This is a genomic window from Gemmatimonadota bacterium (assembly GCA_026387915.1).
Taxonomy (GTDB): Bacteria; Gemmatimonadota; Gemmatimonadetes; order Gemmatimonadales; family Gemmatimonadaceae; genus Fen-1231.
The window spans coordinates 36018-55913 of sequence record JAPLKS010000005.1; the positions used below are offsets into that span (position 1 = coordinate 36018).

A 19896-nucleotide genomic window follows, 5' to 3' on the forward strand; every position below is an offset into this window, starting at 1 on the left:
ATTACAAGCTATGCGTGCCTTTGCACTCTTATTGTTGGCCGCGACTTCCGCGCTTGCGCAGGGCGGACGCGGTGCCGGACGCGGTGCCGGAGCGGCCGCTGCCGCCACTCCCCGCCCCGACTCAACCGTGCGCTCGGCTGCGCCCACCGCAGCGCCCGCGCGTCGAACGGAAGAGGACGCGCCCTCCATCACGCACCACACGCTCCGCGGCAACACCGATTTCCGTTACACCGCGACCACCGCGATGATGCCGATGCGCAACGAGCAGAGCGGCGAGCTGGAAGGGAGCATCTTCTACGTGGCGTATACGAAGGACGGCGCTGACCCTGCCACGCGGCCGATTGCCTTCATCTTTAATGGCGGCCCTGGCTCTGCGACGGTGTGGCTGCACATGGGCGCCTTTGGGCCCAAGATTGTGAAGCTCAATGCCGACGGCACCAATCCGCCGCCGCCGTACGCGTATGGCGACAACCCCAACACGCTCCTCGACCAAGCCGATCTCGTCTTTCTTGATCCGGTTGGCACCGGCTATAGCCGCGCTTCCACACCGGCCAACGGCCCCAAGTTCTGGGGACTCGAAGAAGACATGCGCTCTGTTGCCGAGTTCATTCGCCTGTACCTCACGCGCAATGAACGGTGGCCGAGCCCGAAGTTCATTGCGGGCGAGAGCTATGGCACCACACGCGCCGCGCACCTCTCGGGGTACCTCACCGACAACGGCATTGCCCTCAATGGCGTAGTGCTCCTCAGCGCGGTGCTCAATTTTGAGAACTCGCGCCCGAGCCGCGGCAACGACATCGCGTACGTGGGATTCTTCCCGAGCTTCGCGATGACGGCGTACTACCACAAGCGGCTCGCCGCTGATTTACAGAAACTCTCGGTTGAAGATTTTGCGAAGAGTGTGGAACAGTTCGCGTCAGGCGAATATGCGGCCGCGCTTATGAAAGGCGACGCGATGTCCGCTGCCGAACGCAAAACCATTGTCGCGAAGATTGCGCGGTTCATTGGCGTGGGCGAACAGTTCGTGACCGACTCCGACCTCCGCATTGACCTCGGCCGCTTTTCCACTGAACTGCTGCGCGACAAACGCCTGCAGAGCGGCCGCCTCGACAGCCGACTCACGTCGTATATGCAGGATCCGCTCGCGGGCCGCACCAGCTTTGACCCAAGCGATGCGAGCATCCGCAACTCGTTCACCCCGGTGCTCAACGACTACGTGCGCCGCGAGTTGGGCTACAAGAACGACAACCTCTACTACATCCTCGGCGGCGGCATTGGCCGCTGGCGCTACGAGGAAGCCACATTCCCCAATGTGGTGCCGAGTCTCGAGCGCGCCTTTGCCAAGAACCCGGACATGCACCTGTTCGTGGCGATGGGCTACTACGACATGGCCACGCCGTACTGGGCGGTGCAGTACACCCTCGACCATATGACCGTGGAGCCGAAGGTGCGGGCGTCACGCATTCACACCGATCACTTTACGGCGGGGCACATGATGTACATCGACGCGGTGTCGATGAAGAAGCTCAGGGAAGATTTGCGGAAGTTTATTGACGAGGCGCTACCGAAGCGGTAGTCGCCTCTACTGAAGACCGGCAACGGAAAACAGACAACGGTTAACGCATAACCGTTGTCTGTTTTCCGTTTGGTTCTACGACTGCCTTCACCACTGCCCGACTCTCCACCGCCGCCAACCCCTCCGCCGCGCGCTCCAGCGAGTAGGTCGCCGTCACCGCATTCGCCCACGGCAGCTTGGCACCCTGATGCGCGAGCACCTGCAGTGCACGATGCACGTGTGAATAGTCGCAGCCCCAGCAGCCGCGAATCTCCACATGCTTGCGATTGATCTGCCGGTGCGGGTTGTAGGTGGTGTCGCCACCGTCGGTGTACTGACCCGCCACCACCACGCGACCGCCGTCGCGCACGAGGTCGAGCGCTTCGCCCACCGCGCGGGGATCGCCCGCAGCCTCAATCACCACGTCCACGCCACGCCCAGCCGTGAGCGCGCGCACCTGCTCCACACGCTCGGCGTGCGGCATGTCGAGGGGTAGCACGTGCGTGGCGCCCATCGTCAGCGCAAAGTCGAGCCGCGCGGCCGGTGCGCCAATCATGACCACGGGATGGGCACCACTGAGCGCCGCGAGCGCGGCAGCGGCCTGCCCCACCGGACCTGCGCCGAGGACCGCCACCGACATGCCAAGCCGTAACTCGGCGCGTTCGGCCGCGTGCACGGAGGTCACGAGTCCACAACCGCCGGCAATGAAACTCAGCGGATCGACACCCTCAGGAATCCGGAGCAACTTCACCCCCGGCTTCATCCAAATGTGATCCGCCCATCCGCCGAGTGGCCCGTCGTTGAGGCCGTAGGTGATGCCGTACACTTTGCGATGCGGGCAGCGCGTGCTCTGCTTGGTGACCAAGCACTCACGACAGGCGCCACAAGTTTCGTGCACATCGAGAAAGGTGACGAGATCGCCTTCGCGAAATGGTACGCCGTCAATGTCGCGAACCGTGCCGCGAATCTCGGCGAGGTGCCCGATGCTCACATGCCCTGGGATGATCGGATACGGCACGCCCGAGAGTTTGCCGTGGTGGAGGTGCACGTCGGTGCCGCACACTTCGGAGTAGAGCGTGCGCAACATCGCCGCGCCCGGCGCGAGGACGGGCCACGGCACGTCTCGTAGCTCAATCGGCAAATTGGGCGCCGGCATCACGGCGGCACGAATGGTCTTCATTGAGCCACGTCTCCCAGTGCGGGCTTCTGCCCAGTCCCGGGCCCCGCGTTCAATACCAGAGGAATGTTCGGTGTCTTACGTCGGAAAATACGCCGACACGGCGCTACACGATAGCCGAGCGCGTCTGCATATTTCACCCATGCAGACGGTGACGACGCCGGCCCACGCCCGGCACAACGCGCAACGCATCGGCCGGTGGCTCCTCCTCTGGGCCGCCTCGCTCTTCCTGCTCGTGCTCATCGGTGGCGGAACGCGACTCACCGAGAGCGGCCTTTCCATTACCGAGTGGAAGCCGGTGACCGGTGTCCTCCCGCCGCTCACGGCGGCCGACTGGAACGACGCGTTCGTCAAATACCAACAGATTCCGCAGTACACGCAGATGAACGCGGGAATGACGCTCTCGCAGTTCAAAGGAATTTTCCTCTGGGAGTTCATGCACCGCTTCTGGGCGCGGTTTGTGGGCGTGATCTTTGCGCTCCCGCTCCTCTGGTTCTGGATGCGTGGCGCCGTGCCCGCGCAGGTGCGCACGCGCTTGCTCACCCTGCTCGTGCTGATGGGGCTCCAGGGCGCGATGGGCTGGTACATGGTGAAGAGCGGACTCACCGCACGCGTCAATGTGAGTCAGTATCGGCTGGCGGCGCATCTCTCGCTCGCACTGGTGATCTACTTGCTCACCTGGTGGACCGCGCTCGACTTACTGTCGCCATCGAATGACCGCGGCGCCGATACGCGCCAGATCACCGCTCGACTCCGCAACACGCTTGGAGCGCTGACCACCTTCGCCTTTGGCGTAGTGGTGAGCGGCGCCTTTGTGGCGGGCCTGCGCGCAGGGCGCATCTACAACACCTTTCCGATGATGGGCGACCGCTGGATTCCTGCCGAGTACGGGCAGCTCTCGCCCGCGTGGCTCAATGTGTTTGAGAATCCGTCGGCGGTGCAGTTCGATCACCGACTGCTCGCCATCACGCTTCTCGTGGCGGGACTCGCGACGTGGTGGGTTGGTGCGCGCGCCGCGGCCGGTACGCTTACGGCGAGACGGCTGATGTGGGTCGCCGTTGCCGTGTCTGTGCAGGCGGCGCTCGGCATATCCACCGTGCTGCTCTCGGTGCCTGTGTGGCTCGGCGTCGCGCATCAAGCAGGCGCGGTGCTCGTCCTGACGGCATTGCTCGCGGCGTGGCACGCGGCGGCAAACAGACGATAGCGCGAGCAACCAAAACGCAGCAGCCTCACTGCAGCGTGCCCTAGGCGCCGGCGCTACAAATCAGCGCGAGAGTTTGTCGAAAAACTTCTTGCGCGCCTTTGCGACTTTCGGCGCTACCACGACCGCGCAATAACCGTTGCCAGGATTCCGCTCAAAATAATTGTCGTGGTACGCCTCAGCGGGCCAGAACTGCTCGAGCGGCACCACCTCGGTGACAATCGCGTCCGCCCAGAGCGCTTCGTTAGAGAGACGCGCGATGGTTTCGCGCGCGGCGCGTGCTTGCTCCGCGGAGTGAAAATAGATCGCCGAGCGATACTGCGTGCCGACGTCGTTCCCTTGGCGATTGAGCGTGGTCGGGTCGTGGATGGTGAAGAACACGTCGAGGAGCTCGCCGTAGCTGATGACAGCGGGATCGAACGTGAGCTGCACCACTTCTGCGTGACCCGTCACCCCAGCGCACACCTGCTCGTACGTCGGGTTCGGCCGTCGGCCACCGGCATAGCCACTCTTCGCGTGCTGCACACCACGGAGTTGCAGGTAGACAGCCTCAAGGCACCAGAAACAGCCGCCAGCGAGGGTCGCCAACTCGGTCCGCGCGCCCTGAGGCGTGCCCTGAGGCGCATCAGCGGCAGACGCCCCCTGCTCACCGATGGATGGGGCTTTTCCGTCCGTCACGACGCCGAACCATCGGGCGCATTGTCGCGCCTCACCTGCGCGATGTACCGCGCATACCCTTCGCCGTCCATGCGATTAAGCGGAATGAAGCGCAGCGACGCCGAGTTGATGCAGTAGCGGAGCCCATCCGGCCCAGGGCCATCTGGAAAGACATGCCCGAGGTGCGAGTCGGCGTTCGCGGAGCGCACTTCTACGCGGCGCATACCATAGGCGTGGTCTTCCACTTCCACCACGTGCGCCGGCTCAAGCGGACGCACAAAGCTCGGCCAACCGGTGCCGGAGTCGAACTTGTCGCTGCTGGAGAAGAGGGCTTCGCCGCTCACAATGTCGACGTAAATACCCGCTTCGTGGTGATCCCAGAACGCGTTGCGAAACGGCGGCTCGGTGGCGCTGCATTGCGTCACCTGATATTCGATCGGCGAGAGCGCTTTTTGCAGGTCGGGGTTTTCGGGCTTGATCTTGGTCATCGGAGGGAGTCGGTGTCACGCACGGATGAGCGGGCGGTTACCGGATGAACGGCCGCGAGGTGGGAGATGTTTCCGCTACGGCCGCAACGCGGGAGATCTGTGTCAGCTACGGCCGCGAGAGCCGCTGCCGGGTCCACATCACGATCGTCGCGCAATTCTTGCCTGGAATCAGAAACTCACCGGGCGTTTCAGCGGCCGAGCCGTAGCTCTCGACGGCGCCGACCGTCGCGGACGAGAAGGCCGCGTCAATGTCGCCCGGTTGGTAGGCGTCGAACCGGGCATTGTCGACAATAAAGTTCACGCAACCGCCGGCCCGCGTGGATTCGATCGTCCGCCCCGGCCCCTGATTGGAGATGTGAATTCCCGGCATCTGCCGCAGGAGGTCAGTAAACAGTTGCGGCTTGCGCCGGTCGATTTCTTCCGGCGTCACGAACCGGCCGGCGCTATGCGTCTGCCGATTGGTAAATCCCACGCGCCCCAAACCGTCGTCGAGTTTGCCCGTGACTTTCACCGCCAACAACGTCTGCGCTTCGCTCACCACAATATCGAGGCGCCGCGGCTCGCGCACCGTGAGCATCGCGGTCTCGGTCGTGGCGGCGTAGCCAATGCGTCGCGCCACGACTTCGAGCGTGCCCGACGGGAGAGACTCTAACCGATAGCGCCCCGCGCTGTCGGTCAACGCCATGACCGGCGTGCCCGCGACCACCACCTGCACGCCCGCCACTCCCGCACCGCTTCGCTGGACGACGCGGCCCATCAACACGGCCGTGTGTGCGGCCACCGTGCCGATCGTCACACCCACGGTCGTAAATGGAAAACTCTTGGAGTCCACACGCACTTCTGCGGTGGTAAATCCGCTCCGCCCGATCTGCACCGTGCCCTTGTACGCCATGGGCAACCCGCAAATGATGAACCGTCCATCTGGCCCGACGCGCGCCGTGCGGACGCGTTCCACGTTCTCAATGGCGTCCGGATCCTTATACACGAGCGACGCGGTACCACCGGTGAGCGCGCTGTCGGCGTCGGCGTCGCGCAGGATGCCAAGCAACACACCAGGGCCTCGCGACGCGCCGCCACGCGGGCACTGTTGCAGCCGAAACTCGTCGAGCGACATCGTTCGCACGCTCATGACCGCGTGCTGACCGATCACCAACTGAAAGGGGTGCGACGCCAGCGAGATGCCGAGCGTGTCGAGAAGAGGATGTTGCACATCGAGGGACATCTCGCCGGCCGGCAGTCCCTCAATTGTATACATCCCGCGCTCGTCCGTTCGTGCGCGATGTTGGGTGCCCACCACCTGCACCGTCGCGCCCGCCATGCCGACGCCACGCAAGCTATCGAACACCACACCAGTGATCGCGCCCGTTCCCTGGGCCGAGGCACGCGCGGGGGTGCTCGTCAGCGCGACGGCCACCAGCGCACCCCACAGGATCCTTCCGGCCCTACTCGCCACGAGAGTCATAAGCGAATTATCTGCTCGGGGACGCCCTACGTCGAGTGTCTCGAGGCAGAATCATTGGAAACCGCGTGGAATGCCCCCAAAACGCACGAACGCCGACGCGTGAGCGCCGGCGTTCGTCTGGCGGTCGGCGGGGTGCACGCCGCCCGTCAGCCCTGCGGGGCTAGAACTCCTCAAACGGGATCGCGGCGTGCGGATCTGCGGACGCCTGGCTCGCGAGCGCCGTGGACACACGATTGTGGCCATTGCTCTTGCTGAGTCCCTTCACCCGATTGGGCACAGCGCTCCGTGCCGCCGACGGCTGCGCACGTGCCGCGCTCGGCCGCGCCGACGACGCGCTGCTCTTGGAGGAGCCCGACACAATAAACTGCGCCGTCACCCCCTGCATCATCTGCGCCTGTCCCGACAGCTCCTCAGCGGCGGCGGCCGATTCTTCCGCGTTGGCCGCAGCGCCCTGCGTGCCGGCGCTCATCTGCGACACCGCCACGTTCACCTGCGCGATCCCGGCCTTCTGCTGATCGCTTGCCGCCACGATCTCATTCATGACCGTGGTGACCTTACTGGTGCGTGCCGAAATGTCGGCCAGCGCAGCGGACACGCGGTTGGACGCCCCGACGCCAGCCACGGCGTTCGACGCACCCTCCTCAATCAGCGTGGCAGTCGACTTTGCCGCTTCTGCCGCGCGCAACGCCAGCGACCGCACTTCTTCTGCCACGACGGCAAAGCCACGCCCTGCGTCGCCCGCCCGCGCGGCTTCCACCGCCGCATTGAGCGCCAGCAAGTTTGTTTGGAACGCGATTTCGTCGATGGTCTTCACGATCTTGGTGGTCGCGTCCGACGACTGTTTGATACGTCCCATCGCATCCGACAGCTCGCGCACGCCGGCGTCGCCCGTCTCGACGGCTTCCTGTGCGCCTTCCGAGAGCGCCTTGGCGCTCACCGCCGATTGCGTGGACTGCAGCACCATGGCTTCGATTTCTTGCAGCGAGCTCGAGATCTCTTCGATACTCGCGGCCTGCTCACTCGTGCCCTGTGCGAGCGACTGACTGCCATCGGCAATGGCACTTGCCGCACCGGCCACTTGGTCGGTGGAAGCCGAAATGCCTGAGAGCGCATCTTCGAGATTGGCCACGGCGGTATTGATCGAGTCCTTAATCTTGGCGTGATCGCCCGCGTAGTCTCCCTTCACACGGGCCGTCAGGTCGCGCTGCGCCACCAGTTCGAGCACGTCGGCCGCTTCGTTGATGGGCATAATCACGGCGTCGAGAAGCTCGTTGACCCCCTTCACAATCTCCCGATAGCCGCCCTGGAACTGCTCGGCGTTCCCACGCGTGTTCAGGCGGCCTTCCACGGCGGCCGTCGAGAGCATCTTCGCTTCTTCAACGAGGCCGCGCACCGCGTGAATGGTCTTCGCGAGCGCCGGCGAGATTTCGTCTTGGCTGTCCTTTGGCGTGACATTCGCGCTCAGGTCGCCAGCCGCGATCTGCTGCATCGTGCCGACAACGGTGTGCTGCAAATCGTCGGCGAACGCGTCGAGCGTTTGCGCCATCACGCCGATCTCGTCTGAACGCTGCAAACGTAGCCGCGTGCCCAAGTGCCCTTTCCCTAACTCCTTGAGCGCGTCGACACCGGCCAACAACGGCACCACGATGCTTCTGGACAATGACAGGCCAAGCCCGAGCGCCAGCACGATTCCAATGAACATCGCCGCAAAGAGCGTGAGGCGGGCGCTCGACGCCGCTTGCTCGCCAGCCACCTGCGCCTCGTTCCCCAGTTTCACATTGAGATCGGAGATTTTCGTGAGCAGCGCTTCGGATTCTGAGAACGAGACGCCCATCGTCACCAACGCGTATTTACTCATCGCGTTGTAGTTGGCGGGCGACCGGTTCTTTTCCCAGGTGCGCACCAGCGCCACGTATTCGTCGTGGTCCTTCAGCCACGTGTTCCATTTGGGCACGAACTGCTTCCACAGCACTTCTTCTTCCTTCGTCTGCGGGAGCGGCTCGTAGAGTTTCCAGTTCGCGTCAATCGCCTTCTTCTTGGCGTCAAAACGCTGATAGGCACTCTGCCGTTCGGCGTCGTTGGCAGTGGTGGAGAGCAGCGCATTCTCCGAGCCGTCGATTGCCGACTGCGCCTCGCTCAAGTTGAGCAACGCCTCAACACTCGGCAGCCGATTCTTGGACACCTCAGACAGCATGCCATTGAGGTTGTTCAGCTGGGTGACGCCGACGATGCCAATCACGGCGGCGATGGCGGCGACTGCAACGAAGCCGCCAATCAGCTTTGTTCCCACTTTCACGTTATTTAGCACGGCGCACTCCTGCGTGACTTCACGGTGAGGTCCTGCGAGTCCCATCCGCTCGCAGTTCGGGGGGTATTCGAGAGGTATCGGCCCCACAGTCCCGATTGGGGGCATGACTCAAGAACTGTCCGATAATCGGACACTTTCCGTGGATTCGCTGCGGTGAGCGCAGGGGGGACGATACCGCCTGTATCCGGATGTTCGTTCGCTCATCCTTATATCCCGCGTTCCATGCGCCCTCCACACACCGCTCGTTACGCCGCCCGCTGCCTCGCCGCACTCGTCGTGTTTGGTGCCGCCGAGTTGCCGGCACAGATCACCGTCACCGCTGACTTGGCGTCGAACTCCGCCTACATGTGGCGCGGAACGACAATGACAAACCGGTTTGTGCTACAGCCGGACGTCATCGCCACATTCGGTACCCATGGCTGGATCTTTCTGGCCGCGGCCAACGCGAACATTGAACCCGCGCGCTACGGCAATGCGCTCGACATCAGCGAGCGGGGCGGCACCGCCGCGGGAGTTGCAGAAGTGGACGTGTGGGCCGAGGCCACGCACGCGCTCGGGCCTGCCCTGCTCACACTCGGCGCACTCTCGTACACCTTTCCGGGGCCCGCCGGAATGACCAGCGCGCAGAACACGTTCGAGTGGTACGCGCGCGCCGCCTTCGATGCGCCCCTCGCACCGACGCTACAGGTCTGGCTCGACACCTGGCGCGTCAACGGCACCTACGCCGAACTCTCCATCGCGCAGGATGTTCATCTCCTTGCGCTCCCCATCCACTTCTCTGCCCTTCAGGGATACAGCGTGAGCCAGACCTACAGTGCCGCCGAAGCCCAAGGCTACTTTGCGCGCGGCGGCTTTACACACACCGACATCGGCGCCGCCTCGACGTTCCCCATGGGACCAGTCACCGCCACGCCATCGGTGCACTTGATCATCGCGGCCGACCCGAAGACGCGGGCGGTGTCGCCGGTGAGAGAAGTAGGCACCAAGGTATGGTTTGGCGTGTCGTTCGGATGGAGCCATCAGTTTGGCGCCACCAACAAAATCGCGGCCGCTCCTTGATCCTTTAATAGCAGTGCGGCCGTTCCCTGAACGATTTCAGGGAACGGCCGCATCGTCTACACCGTCACCGCAGTTGGGTGACGGTTTCGTTTATTAGAACTGATCGAGCGGCATCTCCAACGGCGTGGACTCGAGCGAGCGGAGCAGCGTGTGCTGCGCCGTCGTCTGCGGAAGCTCCCAAGCGAAGAAATAGCGCATGGCCTGCAGCTTTCCGTTGTAGAACGCTTGATCCGCTTCGGAGGCACCGGCCGCCAGCGCGCGCGTGGCCACCACCGCCTGCCGCAACCACAGCCAGCTGATCACCACGCGGCTCGCGCAATCGAGATACACGTTGGCGTTCGCGAGTGCGCGCGCCGGATCTTTGGCCATCGCCTTTCCAAGCGTGACGGTGGTAATGCCGAGCTCGACGAGCGCGGCCTTGAGGGCGTCGGCCTGCGCGGGGAGTAGCGATGCGGCGTCGGCGATTCCTGCGCCAATGCGCGCGGTGAGCGCACGGAACGCCGCACCATTTTCCATCATCACTTTGCGGCCCAGCAGGTCAACGGCCTGAATGCCGTTGGTCCCTTCGTGGATTTGATTAAGCCGGTTGTCGCGATAGAGTTGCTCCACGGCGTATTCACGGGCATAGCCGTAGCCGCCGAGAATTTGCATGGCGTTACTGATGCCGTCCTGACCGGCATACGAGGGCCACGATTTTGCAATCGGCGTGAGCGCTTCGAGCAGGAGCCCAGCTTCCTTGCGCGCCGCTTCCTCTGCCGCGGTTTCCTGCTCGTCCATCAGCGTCGCGCACTCAAAGATCAGCGCCAACGAGCCCTCAACAGTCGCCTTCTGCGAGAGCAGCATGCGGCGAATGTCGGCGTGCTCGATGATCGCCACCGGCGGCTTGTTGGGGTCCTTCTCGCCGGGGAGGCGCCCCTGATGGCGCGCGCGCGCATAATCGAGCGAATACAAATACGCGGAATACGCCATCGCCGTGCCGGAACGCCCCACGGAGATGCGCGCCGCATTCATCATATGGAACATGTAGGGCAAGCCACGGTGTGGCTCACCCACTAAATAACCAACGCACGTCCCCTGCTCGCCAAAGTTGAGCAACGCGGAGGTAGTACCGCGCCATCCCATTTTGTGAATGATACCGCCGAGCGCCACGTTGTTAGATGCGCCCACGGAGCCGTCGGCGTTCACCATTTTCTTTGGCACCACGAACAGCGAAATCCCCTTCACGCCTTCCGGCGCGCCTGCGATGCGGGCGAGCAGCAAGTGGACAATGTTCTCGCTCAGTTCATGATCGCCGCCAGAGATCCAGATTTTGGTGCCGGTGATGTTATACGTGCCGTCGCCCAGCGGTTCGGCGCGCGTGCGCACGTCGGCGAGCGACGAGCCGGCATCGGGCTCGGTGAGCGCCATCGTGCCGGTAAAGCGCCCCTCGAACATTGGGGGCAGATAGAGCGACTGCAGTTCGGGGTTGCCGAACTTCGCAATGAGATCGGCGGCACCGGCCGTGAGCATTGCATACGATGTGGTTGCCACATTGGCGGCGTCGAACCACGCCAGCGAGGCCGCCGAGATCACGTGCGGCAGTTGCATGCCACCGAACTTCGCGTCGTGCGTGCCGGCAATGAATCCGGCTTCGGCAATCGCGCGCACCGCGGCCTGCACTTCGGGAATGATCACCACGCGGCCGTCCACCACGCGCGGTTCGTCTGTGTCGTTCTTTTTGCGATGGTTGGCGAGATGCTCCACGGCAATGCCGTGCGCCGTGTCGAGGACGGCGTCGAAAATCTCCCGACTGTGCTCGGCAAAGCGCGGCCGCTTCGCGAGCGACGCCGTGTCGAGCACTTCGTACAACTGGAACGTCACATCGCGGGGATTCAGCAGAAACTCGGTCACGGCGCGGGTCCTGGCAGAGGCAGAGGAGGGTGAGCCGCCGGCGTCATCGACCGGGGTTTTCCTAATTATATGCTGGCGAAATGGCGGCGGCGTATCGGAGGTGGTACGCCCCCCCCCCCGTGGCGACCGAAATAAAGGTGACATATCGACGGCGGCCTGACGCTGCTGTAAGTTTTTTCCGGTTCAAAGCACACCGTCTCCCCCCGTAGCCCCCCGATTGCCATGACGCGTTTGTTGCTTGCCGTGTGGCTGCAGCTGGCCGCCTTCGGCTCTGCCGTTGGTACCGCCATTGGAGCCGTGTTTGGCACTGCCCCGCAGGTCGCCCAAGTGGCCGCGCCCGCGGCCCGCGCTCCCTCGAGCGCTGTGACCCCCATCGCCTCCGCTATTGCCCGCCGGGCCAAGGGCGATTCCGTGACCCTCGCTGGCCGCGCCACCTCCGGCACCGGCCAGCTCCAGTCCTCGGCGTTCGACATTTCCATGCAAGACGCCACCGCCGGCATCCGCGTCTTTTCCAAGAAGTTCGCTGTGGAGGTGCATGAGGGAGACAGCGTGGTCGCCACCGGCGTCGTGCAGACCTACGCGGCGCCCTTGAACTTGTTGCCTCTCGGTTGACAGTCGTCCCCGCCGAGGCGCGCCACGTGCTCTCGGCTGATGTGCCGATCGACCAGTCGATGCTCCCGAAATACGACGGGATGGTCGTGCGCGCCCGAGGACGGGTCGCTCGATTTGGCACCAGTGAGGGGGGCCAGTTTCTCACGATGCGCGACATGCGCCCCGACGCCAAGGGGACGCTCACCATTTGGGTTCCCAGCAATCACGGCGCGCCAATCGATCTCGCGCGGGCGCGTTTTGAAGACAGCGTTACTGTCACCGGCATTATGTCGCGCTATCAAGACAACCCCAGCGACCCCATCGTGTGGCAGGTGATTCCGCGCACCAACGATGACGTGATTGTCCCCGCGCCGGTCAAAGAAGTGCCCGGATGGGTCAACGGCGCGGCACTCGCCGTGGCGGTGCTGCTCGCGCTCGCGCTGTTTGCCGGCCGCTGGTCGGCGAGCCGTCAGTTCCGCTCCCTGCGCGAAACCGAGACGCGCTACCGTCAGTTGCTCGCCCTTTCGCCAGACGCCGTGCTCGTGCACGCGGATGGCGTGGTGCGCTTTGCCAATGCGGCCGCTGCCAAACTGCTCGGGCTCGACAGTGAAGCGGAACTCAGTGGGCGGACGCTCTCAGATTTTGTGCCCTCGGAGTTTCGTGCGCCCATCGAATCCCCCTCGCTCCCAGAGCCGGGACACCTCGCGTTGCGGCATCGCGGTCAGCTCCGCAGTCACACCGGACGTCTCGTGGATGTTGAGGCGACGGCCGCACCGTGTGTCTATCTCGACCGCGCGGCCGTGGTGGTGCTCGCGCGCGACATCACGCAGCAGCTTCGCTACGAGCGCGATCTCCAGGGACTCGCGCTGATTGACGAACTGACGGGCATCGCGAATCGCCGCGGCTTTTCACTCTTTGCGGAACAGGAACTCGCACGCGCGCGTCGGGAGCGCCGTGTGCCGGTCGTCGTGTTTGCTGACATTGACCTACTCAAACAGATCAACGACGCGCACGGCCATGCGGCCGGCGATCAAGCCATTCGCATTGTGTCCGCTGCGTTTCGCAGCGTGCTCCGCGAGTCGGATGTGATGGCGCGCTGGGGTGGCGACGAGTTTGTGGCGCTTATTGGCGAAGGCGGGGAACGCACCGCGCAACAACTGTCCGCACGTTTGGCTGGTGCCATTGCGGCGCTCCGGCCGCCGGGGCTCGCCTTCACCGTGCGGGCGAGCGTTGGTATGTGTCCGCTCGATACGACGCTCACACTCAACGAAGCGCTCGAGCGGGCCGACGCGGCGCTCTACGAACAGAAGCGCACAACGACCTAACGGGACGCGTCTATACGTCGAGCGCGCGTCGCAAAGCTGCGGCGCCGGCACTCCCGCCGGCGCCAATCACGCGGTCCACGCCCGCCACAATCAACGTGAACCCGCGTTCGCGCCACGGCCGCACCGCATCAGCGCTCGCACCAAAGATGCCTTTGGGCACGCCCGCGCGATCGCAACCAGCGGCAATGTCCAGCACAGCGCGCTGAAATTCGTCGCGGGCGAACTCTCCAGGCATTCCGAGACTGGCCGAGAGATCATTCGGCCCCACGAGCACCGCCGCTACGCCTGGCGTTGCGGCAATGGCGTCGATATTCCGCACGGCCTCCGCCGTCTCGGCCTGCACCACCACGGCACCGCGCCCCGCCACCGCCGCCACGGCGCTCGCCGCCATTTTCGCATCGCTCACGAGCGGTACAATAACGCCAACCGCGCCACCGTCGAACGCTGCGACGAGCCAGGCCTCCGTGAGCGTCGCGATGCGCACGAGGCACATGGTGTGATGCGCCGCACGCCGCACGTACGCCCCCACGTTCTCTGGCGTGAACGCGCCATGCTCACCGTCCACAAAGAGCCAATCAAAATGCAGCGGCGCATACGCATCGCCCGCTTCGGGGGTTGGGTCGGTCACCAATGTGCCGAGGAGCGTTTCGCCCGCGCCGAGTCGTTTCAACTGCCGCGCACCTGCAGGCAACCCGCCTGTTGCGCACGGATCACGGCAAAGATTCCCGACGGCTGCAACACCACGCCAGGGACGAGTAAGCTCATCGCTTTTTTGCGGGCGTCGTCTGCGCTCAATTTATCTTTTTCTGCAATCATCGACACGCAGCCGCCAAAAGCCAATCCGCACCCGAGCGCAATGCCACCTCGCGCAATGAACTGATCGAGCGCCATCGCATCAAAATCGGCGGGGGTGCCATCCTGCTTGGAGTTCAGCAGCGCGGGGTTGCGGTCCGTCGGCTGCTCCGTGACCGGATGCTTTACGTTGTTCTTCTTTCCAATGCCGTAGGCCTCCCAATACGCCTGCTGCATGGCGAGGGCAATCGCGTTGTGCCGGAGCACCAACACCGTTTGCATCTCCTCGGGCTTGGCGCCCATCACGGCGGCGTACTGTTTGGCCCACATCGATGCGCGGAACACGCCAGATCCTTCCTCAATCTCGGCGCAGTCCACCACCACGCGGTGCTTGGCCTTGATCGTGTCGGCCCAACGCAGATCCCACGGTTCATCGCCGGCCGGATCGGCCGAGACCGACGTCGCACGGATCGCGTCCGAAGGCATCGCGCCGAGGACGGCGGGGAGCCCGAGGAATGCAGCGCCGCCTCCAATCTGTTCAATGAATTCGCGTCGGGTCGTGGCCATGCGTTCTCCGGGGGAAGAGTGAAGGCATCAGATTACTTCGCCGCATGGCGTCCGTCCAGCAGACACGCAGCTCCAACGCACGACGGGGGCGGCCCGCTGGCCGCCCCCGTCGCGTTCTATAATCGTGCCGAACGTTCGTACACTACTTCGAACGCGGCTCCTTGTGCTCGGCGTCATCCATGCCAAACGGGTTGGCGGCATCATCGCCGCCGCTCACCCGCTCCACATGGAGCTTCTGCTTGAGCGTTGTGGTGCCAACGGTCAGCGTCACGAGGTAATCGCCCGTGCCGGCCGTAAAGCCACCAGCGCCGCCGCCAAAGCCAGCAAAACCACCGCGTCCACCGGCCGGAGCGGGCGGCTTGATCCCAATCAACTGGAAGATCTTGTTCACGTTGGCGGGTTCGGCCGCGCCACCGCGGCCACCACGTCCACCGCCGGCATCAGCGGGGGCACCAGCCACACGTGGCGCTTCTTCGCCCGGACGCGCGCAGAAGGTTTCCCACTGCGTAAGCGGCTGGTAGCACGGAGCGCCACCGGCGCCGCGACCACCACCGCCGCCGCCACCCGCGCGGCCACCGCGACCGCCGGCCGCGCCTGCTGCCGCCGGAAGGATCAACTGCTTGGCACGCGCGAGCGCGGCCGAGTCGTACTTGGCGGCAGTGAGCGAGTCGAGCACCTTGGGGCCGCGCACGGCCTTGAGAATGCTGTCGCGACGTTCCGACGCTGAGAGCGGCGCAGCCGGAGCGGCCGCACGCGTTCCCTGATAGTTCCATACCAGCGTGTGCATTCCCGGTCCGCCGGGGCCGGTGAGCGTGGCAATCACGTCACCCGAGGCATCGCTGACCGTGACACGCGCCGAACCCGCCGCTGCGCCCGCGCCCAAACGATACTGGATTTGCGCGCCATACGCGGGGCTCGCCATTGTGAAAAAGCCCTGCGCATTGCCATTGCCACCGCTGGCGAGCGTCGGGCCCTCGCCCCACTGATACGACGTGCGCGGCTCAAACAAATGCACGGGGTTCGCAACAACTTTGGCCGTGAGCTGCTCGAGCGGCGCGATGTCCGTAATCCAGAAGCTACGACCGTGCGTCGCGGCAATGAGCTCGTGATCGCGCGGATGAATCTTGAGGTCAAACACCGGCACCGACGGCAGGTTCGCCGCAAACTTGCTCCACGTCTTGCCGCGGTCGAGCGAGGCGTACACCGAGAGGGAGCTGCCGACAAAAAGCAGATCCTTGTTGGTAGGATCTTCACGAATCACATGCAGGTAATCGGCCGGCGAATCCTTGGGCAGATTGTTCACCACGCTCGTGAACGTCTTGCCGCCGTCAGTCGTCGCGTAGAGATACGGCGCGAAATCGTTGTTGCGGTGGTTGTCGAACGCCACCCAGAAGCTCAGCGTGTCGAAGTGCGATGGCTCAATGCGCGCCACAAACAATTCGTTGGGCAGCCCCGGGAACCGCCCCGAGAGATTCTCCCACGTGCCGCCGTCGTTCATGGACTTCCACACATTGCCGTCGTCCGTGCCAGCGAAGATCACGCCGGGCTTCACATACGACTCGGCGAACGCCACAATCGTGCCGTACGTCTCGGCGCCGGTAGCGTCGAGCGTGATGCCGCCGGTGTACATGATGGACGTGTCAATCTTCGCCTGCAGCTTCTTGCTCAGGTCAGGCGAAATCAGGAACAGCTCCTCGCCTTTCTTGGTGCTCTTGAGCAGACGGTTGCCGCCAAAGTAGATGGTGCTCGGATTGTGCGAGCTCAGCACGAGCGGCGAGTTCCAGTTGAAGCGGAGGTTCAGATCCACCGAGTCCTTGGCCTGCTGCGCACGGAGCGCGGCGAGGGCCTTGGTCTGATCCTTGGTCTCCGGCGTCAGCGGATTGCCACGCACCACGGCAATGGAATCTTCCCACTGCTTGTAGCGCTCCTGCCAGCTCGGCTTGCGGAAGCTCATCCGCTCGCCGGTCTTGGTGTTCACGCGCGAGGCGTTGCCGCCCTGGCTTTCGCCGTAGATGATCGACGGATCGGTCGGGTCCTGCGCCGAGTAGAAGCCGTCGCCGCCGGCAAAGGTGAACCAGTAGGAGTTGTTAATCGCGCTCTTCCGCTTGCTCGGGCCGCACCACGAGCCATTGTCCTGCGCGCCGCCGCAGATGTTGTAGGGCGTCGCGTAGTCGTAGGTCACTTCGTAGAACTGCCCGATGGGCAGATTCATCAGCTGCGTGAAGTTACCGCCACGGTCAAAGGTCACCGAGAGACCGCCATCGTTGGCGAGGAACCAACGCTCGCCATCGGTGGGATCAATCCAGATGCCGTGGTCGTCCACGTGCACGTTCATCGCGGCGCCACGGATGGTCTTGCCGCCGTCATCCGAGACCTGCAACTGCGTGCTTGAGAAGTACACGCGATCGGCGTTCTTGGGATCGACGCGCACCTGCGAGTAGTAGAACGGGCGCACGTTGAAGTTGTTCATCTGCGCCCAGGTCGCGCCGCCATCGGTGGAGCGATACAAGCCGCTCGCCTTGGGCGAGTTGTCGCTCTTGTAGCTGCCGTCCTTGGGGTTGGAAGAATCGGCGGCTTCGGTGAGCGCGTACATCACCTTCGGGTTCGAGAGCGCGATGGCGAGACCAATGCGTCCCTTGGGGCCAGCGGGGAAACCACCGCCCTTCACTTCCGTCCACGTCTTGCCAGCGTCCGCGCTCTTCCAGAGGCCAGAGCCCGCGCCGCCCGAATGGAGCGAGTAGGGCGTACGGAAACGCTGATAACTCGAGGCCCAGAGCACATCGGGGTTGCTCGGATCGAGCGCGATGTCAACAAAGCCTGCTTTATCGCTGACGAACTTGATGAGGTTCCACGTCTTGCCGCCGTCGGTGGTCTTGTAGATGCCGCGTTCCGGGTTCGACTTCCACGCGGCGCCGAGGGCGGCCACGTAGACGGTGTTCGGATCTTTGGGATGCACCACAATGCGGCCGATGTGCTGCGTCTTCTCGAGCCCCATCAGGGTCCAGGTGATGCCGCCGTCATTGCTCTTGTAGATACCGGCGCCCGGCTCGATGGTGTTACGCGAGTTCGGTTCGCCCGTGCCGGCCCACACCTGCTGCGTATCGCTCGGGGCAATCGCCAACACGCCCATCGAGATGATGCGCTTGTCGTCGAACACGGGGCGCCAGGTGGTGCCGTTGTTGCCGCTCTTCCAAATGCCACCGGCGGCGGCAGCCACAAAGATGGTCTTGGACGGGCCGGGAATACCGACCACATCGGAGAGGCGACCGCCAAAGTTGGAGGGGCCGACGTTGCGCCACTTGAGCCCGGCGACCACCGTCGAGTCGACGGTCTGGGCGCTGAGCTGCGGCGTGGCACCGGCAATCGCGACCACGGCACCAACAGCGGCAATCCAACGAGTTGCAGAAACACGAATCATAGAAAGTCCCGAAAAGTGGGGCGCCGCTGGGGCGCGGGGACAGCACACTGACGCCCGCGGGGAGAGCTCCCCGGCGGACGCCACACTACCATATAGAAAACGCGCCCATCGCGGTAGACGTTGATTATCAGGGCCTCCTTCGCCACCGTGTAACGATGGCATTCTTCCAAGAATCCAATAACCCGGCCCAGCGGGGCCTTATTGACCGCCTGATCCGGCGGTTCGGCACCCCGGCGTGGACCGCGGCAATGGCGCTGATGTACGTCGTGGGGCTGAGCGCCTACGGGGTGGCACTGGTGCCGGCCTTCGCGATCCTCGAGCGGTGGGGGCTCCCGGTCTGGCATGCGGCCGCATGGTGGCGCCTGCCGGCCTTTGCCGGCGTCGTGGTGCTTAGCGCCTTTGCGTGGGGATTCACGCTGCTCGTCGTGGTCCCCATCTACAACTGGGTGCTCCCCACGCGCCTGCACGCCTTCAAGGGCGGCTACTTCACCATCGCCTCCCTCCCCTGGTTCATTCACAACTCCCTGTTCTACTTGGTGCGCTACACCATTCTGCCGTTCGTGACGCTCACCCCAGTGGGCCCGCTCTTTCTGCAGGCCATGGGAATGAAAATCGGCAAGCGCGTGCGCATTGGCACGGAGTATTTCTCAGACGTCAACCTCATCACGCTCGGCGACGACGTGGCCATTGGCGGCAGCGCCACCATCTTCTGCCACGTGGCAGGGGGCGGCCATTTAATTATTGCGCCAGTGATCATTGGCGCGCGCGCGCAGATCGGACTCCGCGCCACCATCATGGGCGACGTGCACGTGGGTGAAGACGCCGTGATCCTCGCGCACTCCGTGCTCCTCCCCGGCACCCGCGTGGGGCCGGGGGAGCGATGGGGCGGTGTGCCCGCCCGTCAGATTTCCAAAGACGAGTGGAGCGAGTACGCCAGGACCGTGCTCAGGCGGGTGTGAGCGGACCGCCGCGTGGTGGGTTGTGTGACACCAGCCAGTGGTGTGCAAAACAGAGCAGCGCAATCACCACGGGCACGCCGGAGAGCAGCGCCAGCTGCGACCACTCCATACTTCCCCAATGCAGCGCAGGGTAGATGAGCGCCACCAGCAGGTAGAGCAAGCCGCCCCAATTCTCGAGTGTCCACGCGAGTGCCACCGCGACGCCGAGCAACACGGCCGGTGAGAGGCGAATCAGAAAGCTCCCAAGCTTGTCGCTCATCTCGCCTGGCTCGTTGAACACTTCGAGCGCGAACGACGCGACGAGTAGGGCGTACACAATTCCGAGCACACGCGGCGTCCAGAGCAACGCACGTTCCTGTGAGCGATCCATGAATTTCCTCGGCCGAGAAAAGAAGAGGCTCCAGCGTGACTGCTTCACGCTGGAGCCTCGGCACGCACAAATCCAGA

16 protein-coding genes are annotated in these 19896 nt (G+C 64.1%); 6 read left to right on the plus strand and 10 right to left on the minus strand.

From position 1 onward, the window contains the following. Nucleotides 1-10 precede the first annotated feature (10 nt). Entirely contained in the window at nt 11-1576 is a 1566-nt protein-coding gene (locus NTZ43_01240) for a peptidase S10 (GenBank protein ID MCX5765835.1), read from the plus strand. Nucleotides 1577-1616: 40 nt separating this feature from the next. Here NTZ43_01240 and NTZ43_01245 read toward each other — a convergent pair whose 3' ends face one another. Then, on the minus strand, nt 1617-2735 hold the full coding sequence (locus NTZ43_01245) for a zinc-binding dehydrogenase (GenBank protein ID MCX5765836.1): 1119 nt from the start codon (nt 2733-2735) through the stop codon (nt 1617-1619). 70 nt (nt 2736-2805) lie between these two features. Between NTZ43_01245 and NTZ43_01250 the strand changes: the two genes are divergently transcribed. Next, complete coding sequence (locus NTZ43_01250) at nt 2806-3936, plus strand: COX15/CtaA family protein (protein ID MCX5765837.1); 1131 nt, start codon at nt 2806-2808, stop codon at nt 3934-3936. Nucleotides 3937-3996: 60 nt separating this feature from the next. Here NTZ43_01250 and msrA read toward each other — a convergent pair whose 3' ends face one another. From msrA to NTZ43_01270, 4 genes are all read right to left on the minus strand, one after another. After that, nucleotides 3997-4521 carry a peptide-methionine (S)-S-oxide reductase MsrA gene (gene msrA / locus NTZ43_01255; protein ID MCX5765838.1) on the minus strand — a complete coding sequence of 175 codons (525 nt, stop codon included), beginning with the start codon at nt 4519-4521 and terminating at the stop codon, nt 3997-3999. An 86-nt stretch (nt 4522-4607) separates the two neighbouring features. After that, nucleotides 4608-5078, minus strand: coding sequence for a peptide-methionine (R)-S-oxide reductase MsrB (msrB, locus tag NTZ43_01260; protein ID MCX5765839.1), 471 nt, complete (start codon nt 5076-5078; stop codon nt 4608-4610). Between the two features lie 106 nt (nt 5079-5184). Next, nucleotides 5185-6492 (minus strand): carboxypeptidase regulatory-like domain-containing protein, encoded by a 1308-nt coding sequence (locus NTZ43_01265; protein ID MCX5765840.1) that lies wholly within the window; start codon nt 6490-6492, stop codon nt 5185-5187. 208 nt (nt 6493-6700) lie between these two features. Continuing rightward, nucleotides 6701-8848, minus strand: coding sequence for a methyl-accepting chemotaxis protein (locus NTZ43_01270; protein ID MCX5765841.1), 2148 nt, complete (start codon nt 8846-8848; stop codon nt 6701-6703). Nucleotides 8849-9070: 222 nt separating this feature from the next. Here NTZ43_01270 and NTZ43_01275 point away from each other — a divergent pair, with 222 nt between their 5' ends. Next, on the plus strand, nt 9071-9907 hold the full coding sequence (locus NTZ43_01275) for a hypothetical protein (GenBank protein MCX5765842.1): 837 nt from the start codon (nt 9071-9073) through the stop codon (nt 9905-9907). 93 nt (nt 9908-10000) lie between these two features. Here the strand turns inward: NTZ43_01275 and NTZ43_01280 are convergent, their stop codons facing one another. Beyond that, complete coding sequence (locus tag NTZ43_01280) at nt 10001-11797, minus strand: acyl-CoA dehydrogenase (protein ID MCX5765843.1); 1797 nt, start codon at nt 11795-11797, stop codon at nt 10001-10003. A gap of 222 nt (nt 11798-12019) precedes the next feature. On the opposite strand from NTZ43_01280, the gene NTZ43_01285 reads away from it, so the two are divergent. Both NTZ43_01285 and NTZ43_01290 read left to right on the plus strand, forming a co-directional pair. After that, nucleotides 12020-12409: a hypothetical protein gene (locus NTZ43_01285; GenBank protein MCX5765844.1), complete on the plus strand. Its 390-nt coding sequence runs from the start codon at nt 12020-12022 to the stop codon at nt 12407-12409. Next, nucleotides 12406-13713 carry a diguanylate cyclase gene (locus NTZ43_01290; GenBank protein MCX5765845.1) on the plus strand — a complete coding sequence of 436 codons (1308 nt, stop codon included), beginning with the start codon at nt 12406-12408 and terminating at the stop codon, nt 13711-13713. Before NTZ43_01285 ends, NTZ43_01290 begins: the two co-directional genes overlap by 4 nt. 10 nt (nt 13714-13723) lie before the next feature. On the opposite strand, the gene NTZ43_01295 is transcribed toward NTZ43_01290, so the two are convergent. The 3 genes from NTZ43_01295 to NTZ43_01305 form a co-directional block, all read right to left on the minus strand. Next, a complete protein-coding gene (locus tag NTZ43_01295; protein MCX5765846.1) occupies nt 13724-14383 on the minus strand; it encodes an aldolase/citrate lyase family protein in 660 nt (219 codons plus the stop codon). After that, nucleotides 14380-15072 (minus strand): hypothetical protein, encoded by a 693-nt coding sequence (locus NTZ43_01300; GenBank protein ID MCX5765847.1) that lies wholly within the window; start codon nt 15070-15072, stop codon nt 14380-14382. The genes NTZ43_01295 and NTZ43_01300 overlap by 4 nt, the downstream gene beginning before the upstream one ends. A gap of 142 nt (nt 15073-15214) precedes the next feature. Next, entirely contained in the window at nt 15215-18490 is a 3276-nt protein-coding gene (locus NTZ43_01305; protein MCX5765848.1) for a hypothetical protein, read from the minus strand. 155 nt (nt 18491-18645) lie between these two features. Here NTZ43_01305 and NTZ43_01310 point away from each other — a divergent pair, with 155 nt between their 5' ends. After that, a complete protein-coding gene (locus NTZ43_01310) occupies nt 18646-19449 on the plus strand; it encodes a DapH/DapD/GlmU-related protein (GenBank protein MCX5765849.1) in 804 nt (267 codons plus the stop codon). Here NTZ43_01310 and NTZ43_01315 read toward each other — a convergent pair. Then, nucleotides 19436-19819: a hypothetical protein gene (locus NTZ43_01315; GenBank protein MCX5765850.1), complete on the minus strand. Its 384-nt coding sequence runs from the start codon at nt 19817-19819 to the stop codon at nt 19436-19438. The genes NTZ43_01310 and NTZ43_01315 overlap by 14 nt on opposite strands. Nucleotides 19820-19896: the final 77 nt, after the last annotated feature.

Excerpts from the sequence above, each read along its gene's own strand:
- NTZ43_01240 (MCX5765835.1), top strand. The coding sequence starts at position 11 with ATGCGTGCCTTTGCACTCTTATTGTTGGCCGCGACTTCCGCGCTTGCG.
- NTZ43_01245 (MCX5765836.1), bottom strand. The coding sequence starts at position 2,735 with ATGAAGACCATTCGTGCCGCCGTGATGCCGGCGCCCAATTTGCCGATT.
- msrB (MCX5765839.1), bottom strand. The coding sequence starts at position 5,078 with ATGACCAAGATCAAGCCCGAAAACCCCGACCTGCAAAAAGCGCTCTCG.
- NTZ43_01275 (MCX5765842.1), top strand. The coding sequence starts at position 9,071 with ATGCGCCCTCCACACACCGCTCGTTACGCCGCCCGCTGCCTCGCCGCA.
- NTZ43_01285 (MCX5765844.1), top strand. The coding sequence starts at position 12,020 with ATGACGCGTTTGTTGCTTGCCGTGTGGCTGCAGCTGGCCGCCTTCGGC.
- NTZ43_01300 (MCX5765847.1), bottom strand. The coding sequence starts at position 15,072 with ATGGCCACGACCCGACGCGAATTCATTGAACAGATTGGAGGCGGCGCT.
- NTZ43_01305 (MCX5765848.1), bottom strand. The coding sequence starts at position 18,490 with ATGATTCGTGTTTCTGCAACTCGTTGGATTGCCGCTGTTGGTGCCGTG.
- NTZ43_01310 (MCX5765849.1), top strand. The coding sequence starts at position 18,646 with ATGGCATTCTTCCAAGAATCCAATAACCCGGCCCAGCGGGGCCTTATT.
- NTZ43_01315 (MCX5765850.1), bottom strand. The coding sequence starts at position 19,819 with ATGGATCGCTCACAGGAACGTGCGTTGCTCTGGACGCCGCGTGTGCTC.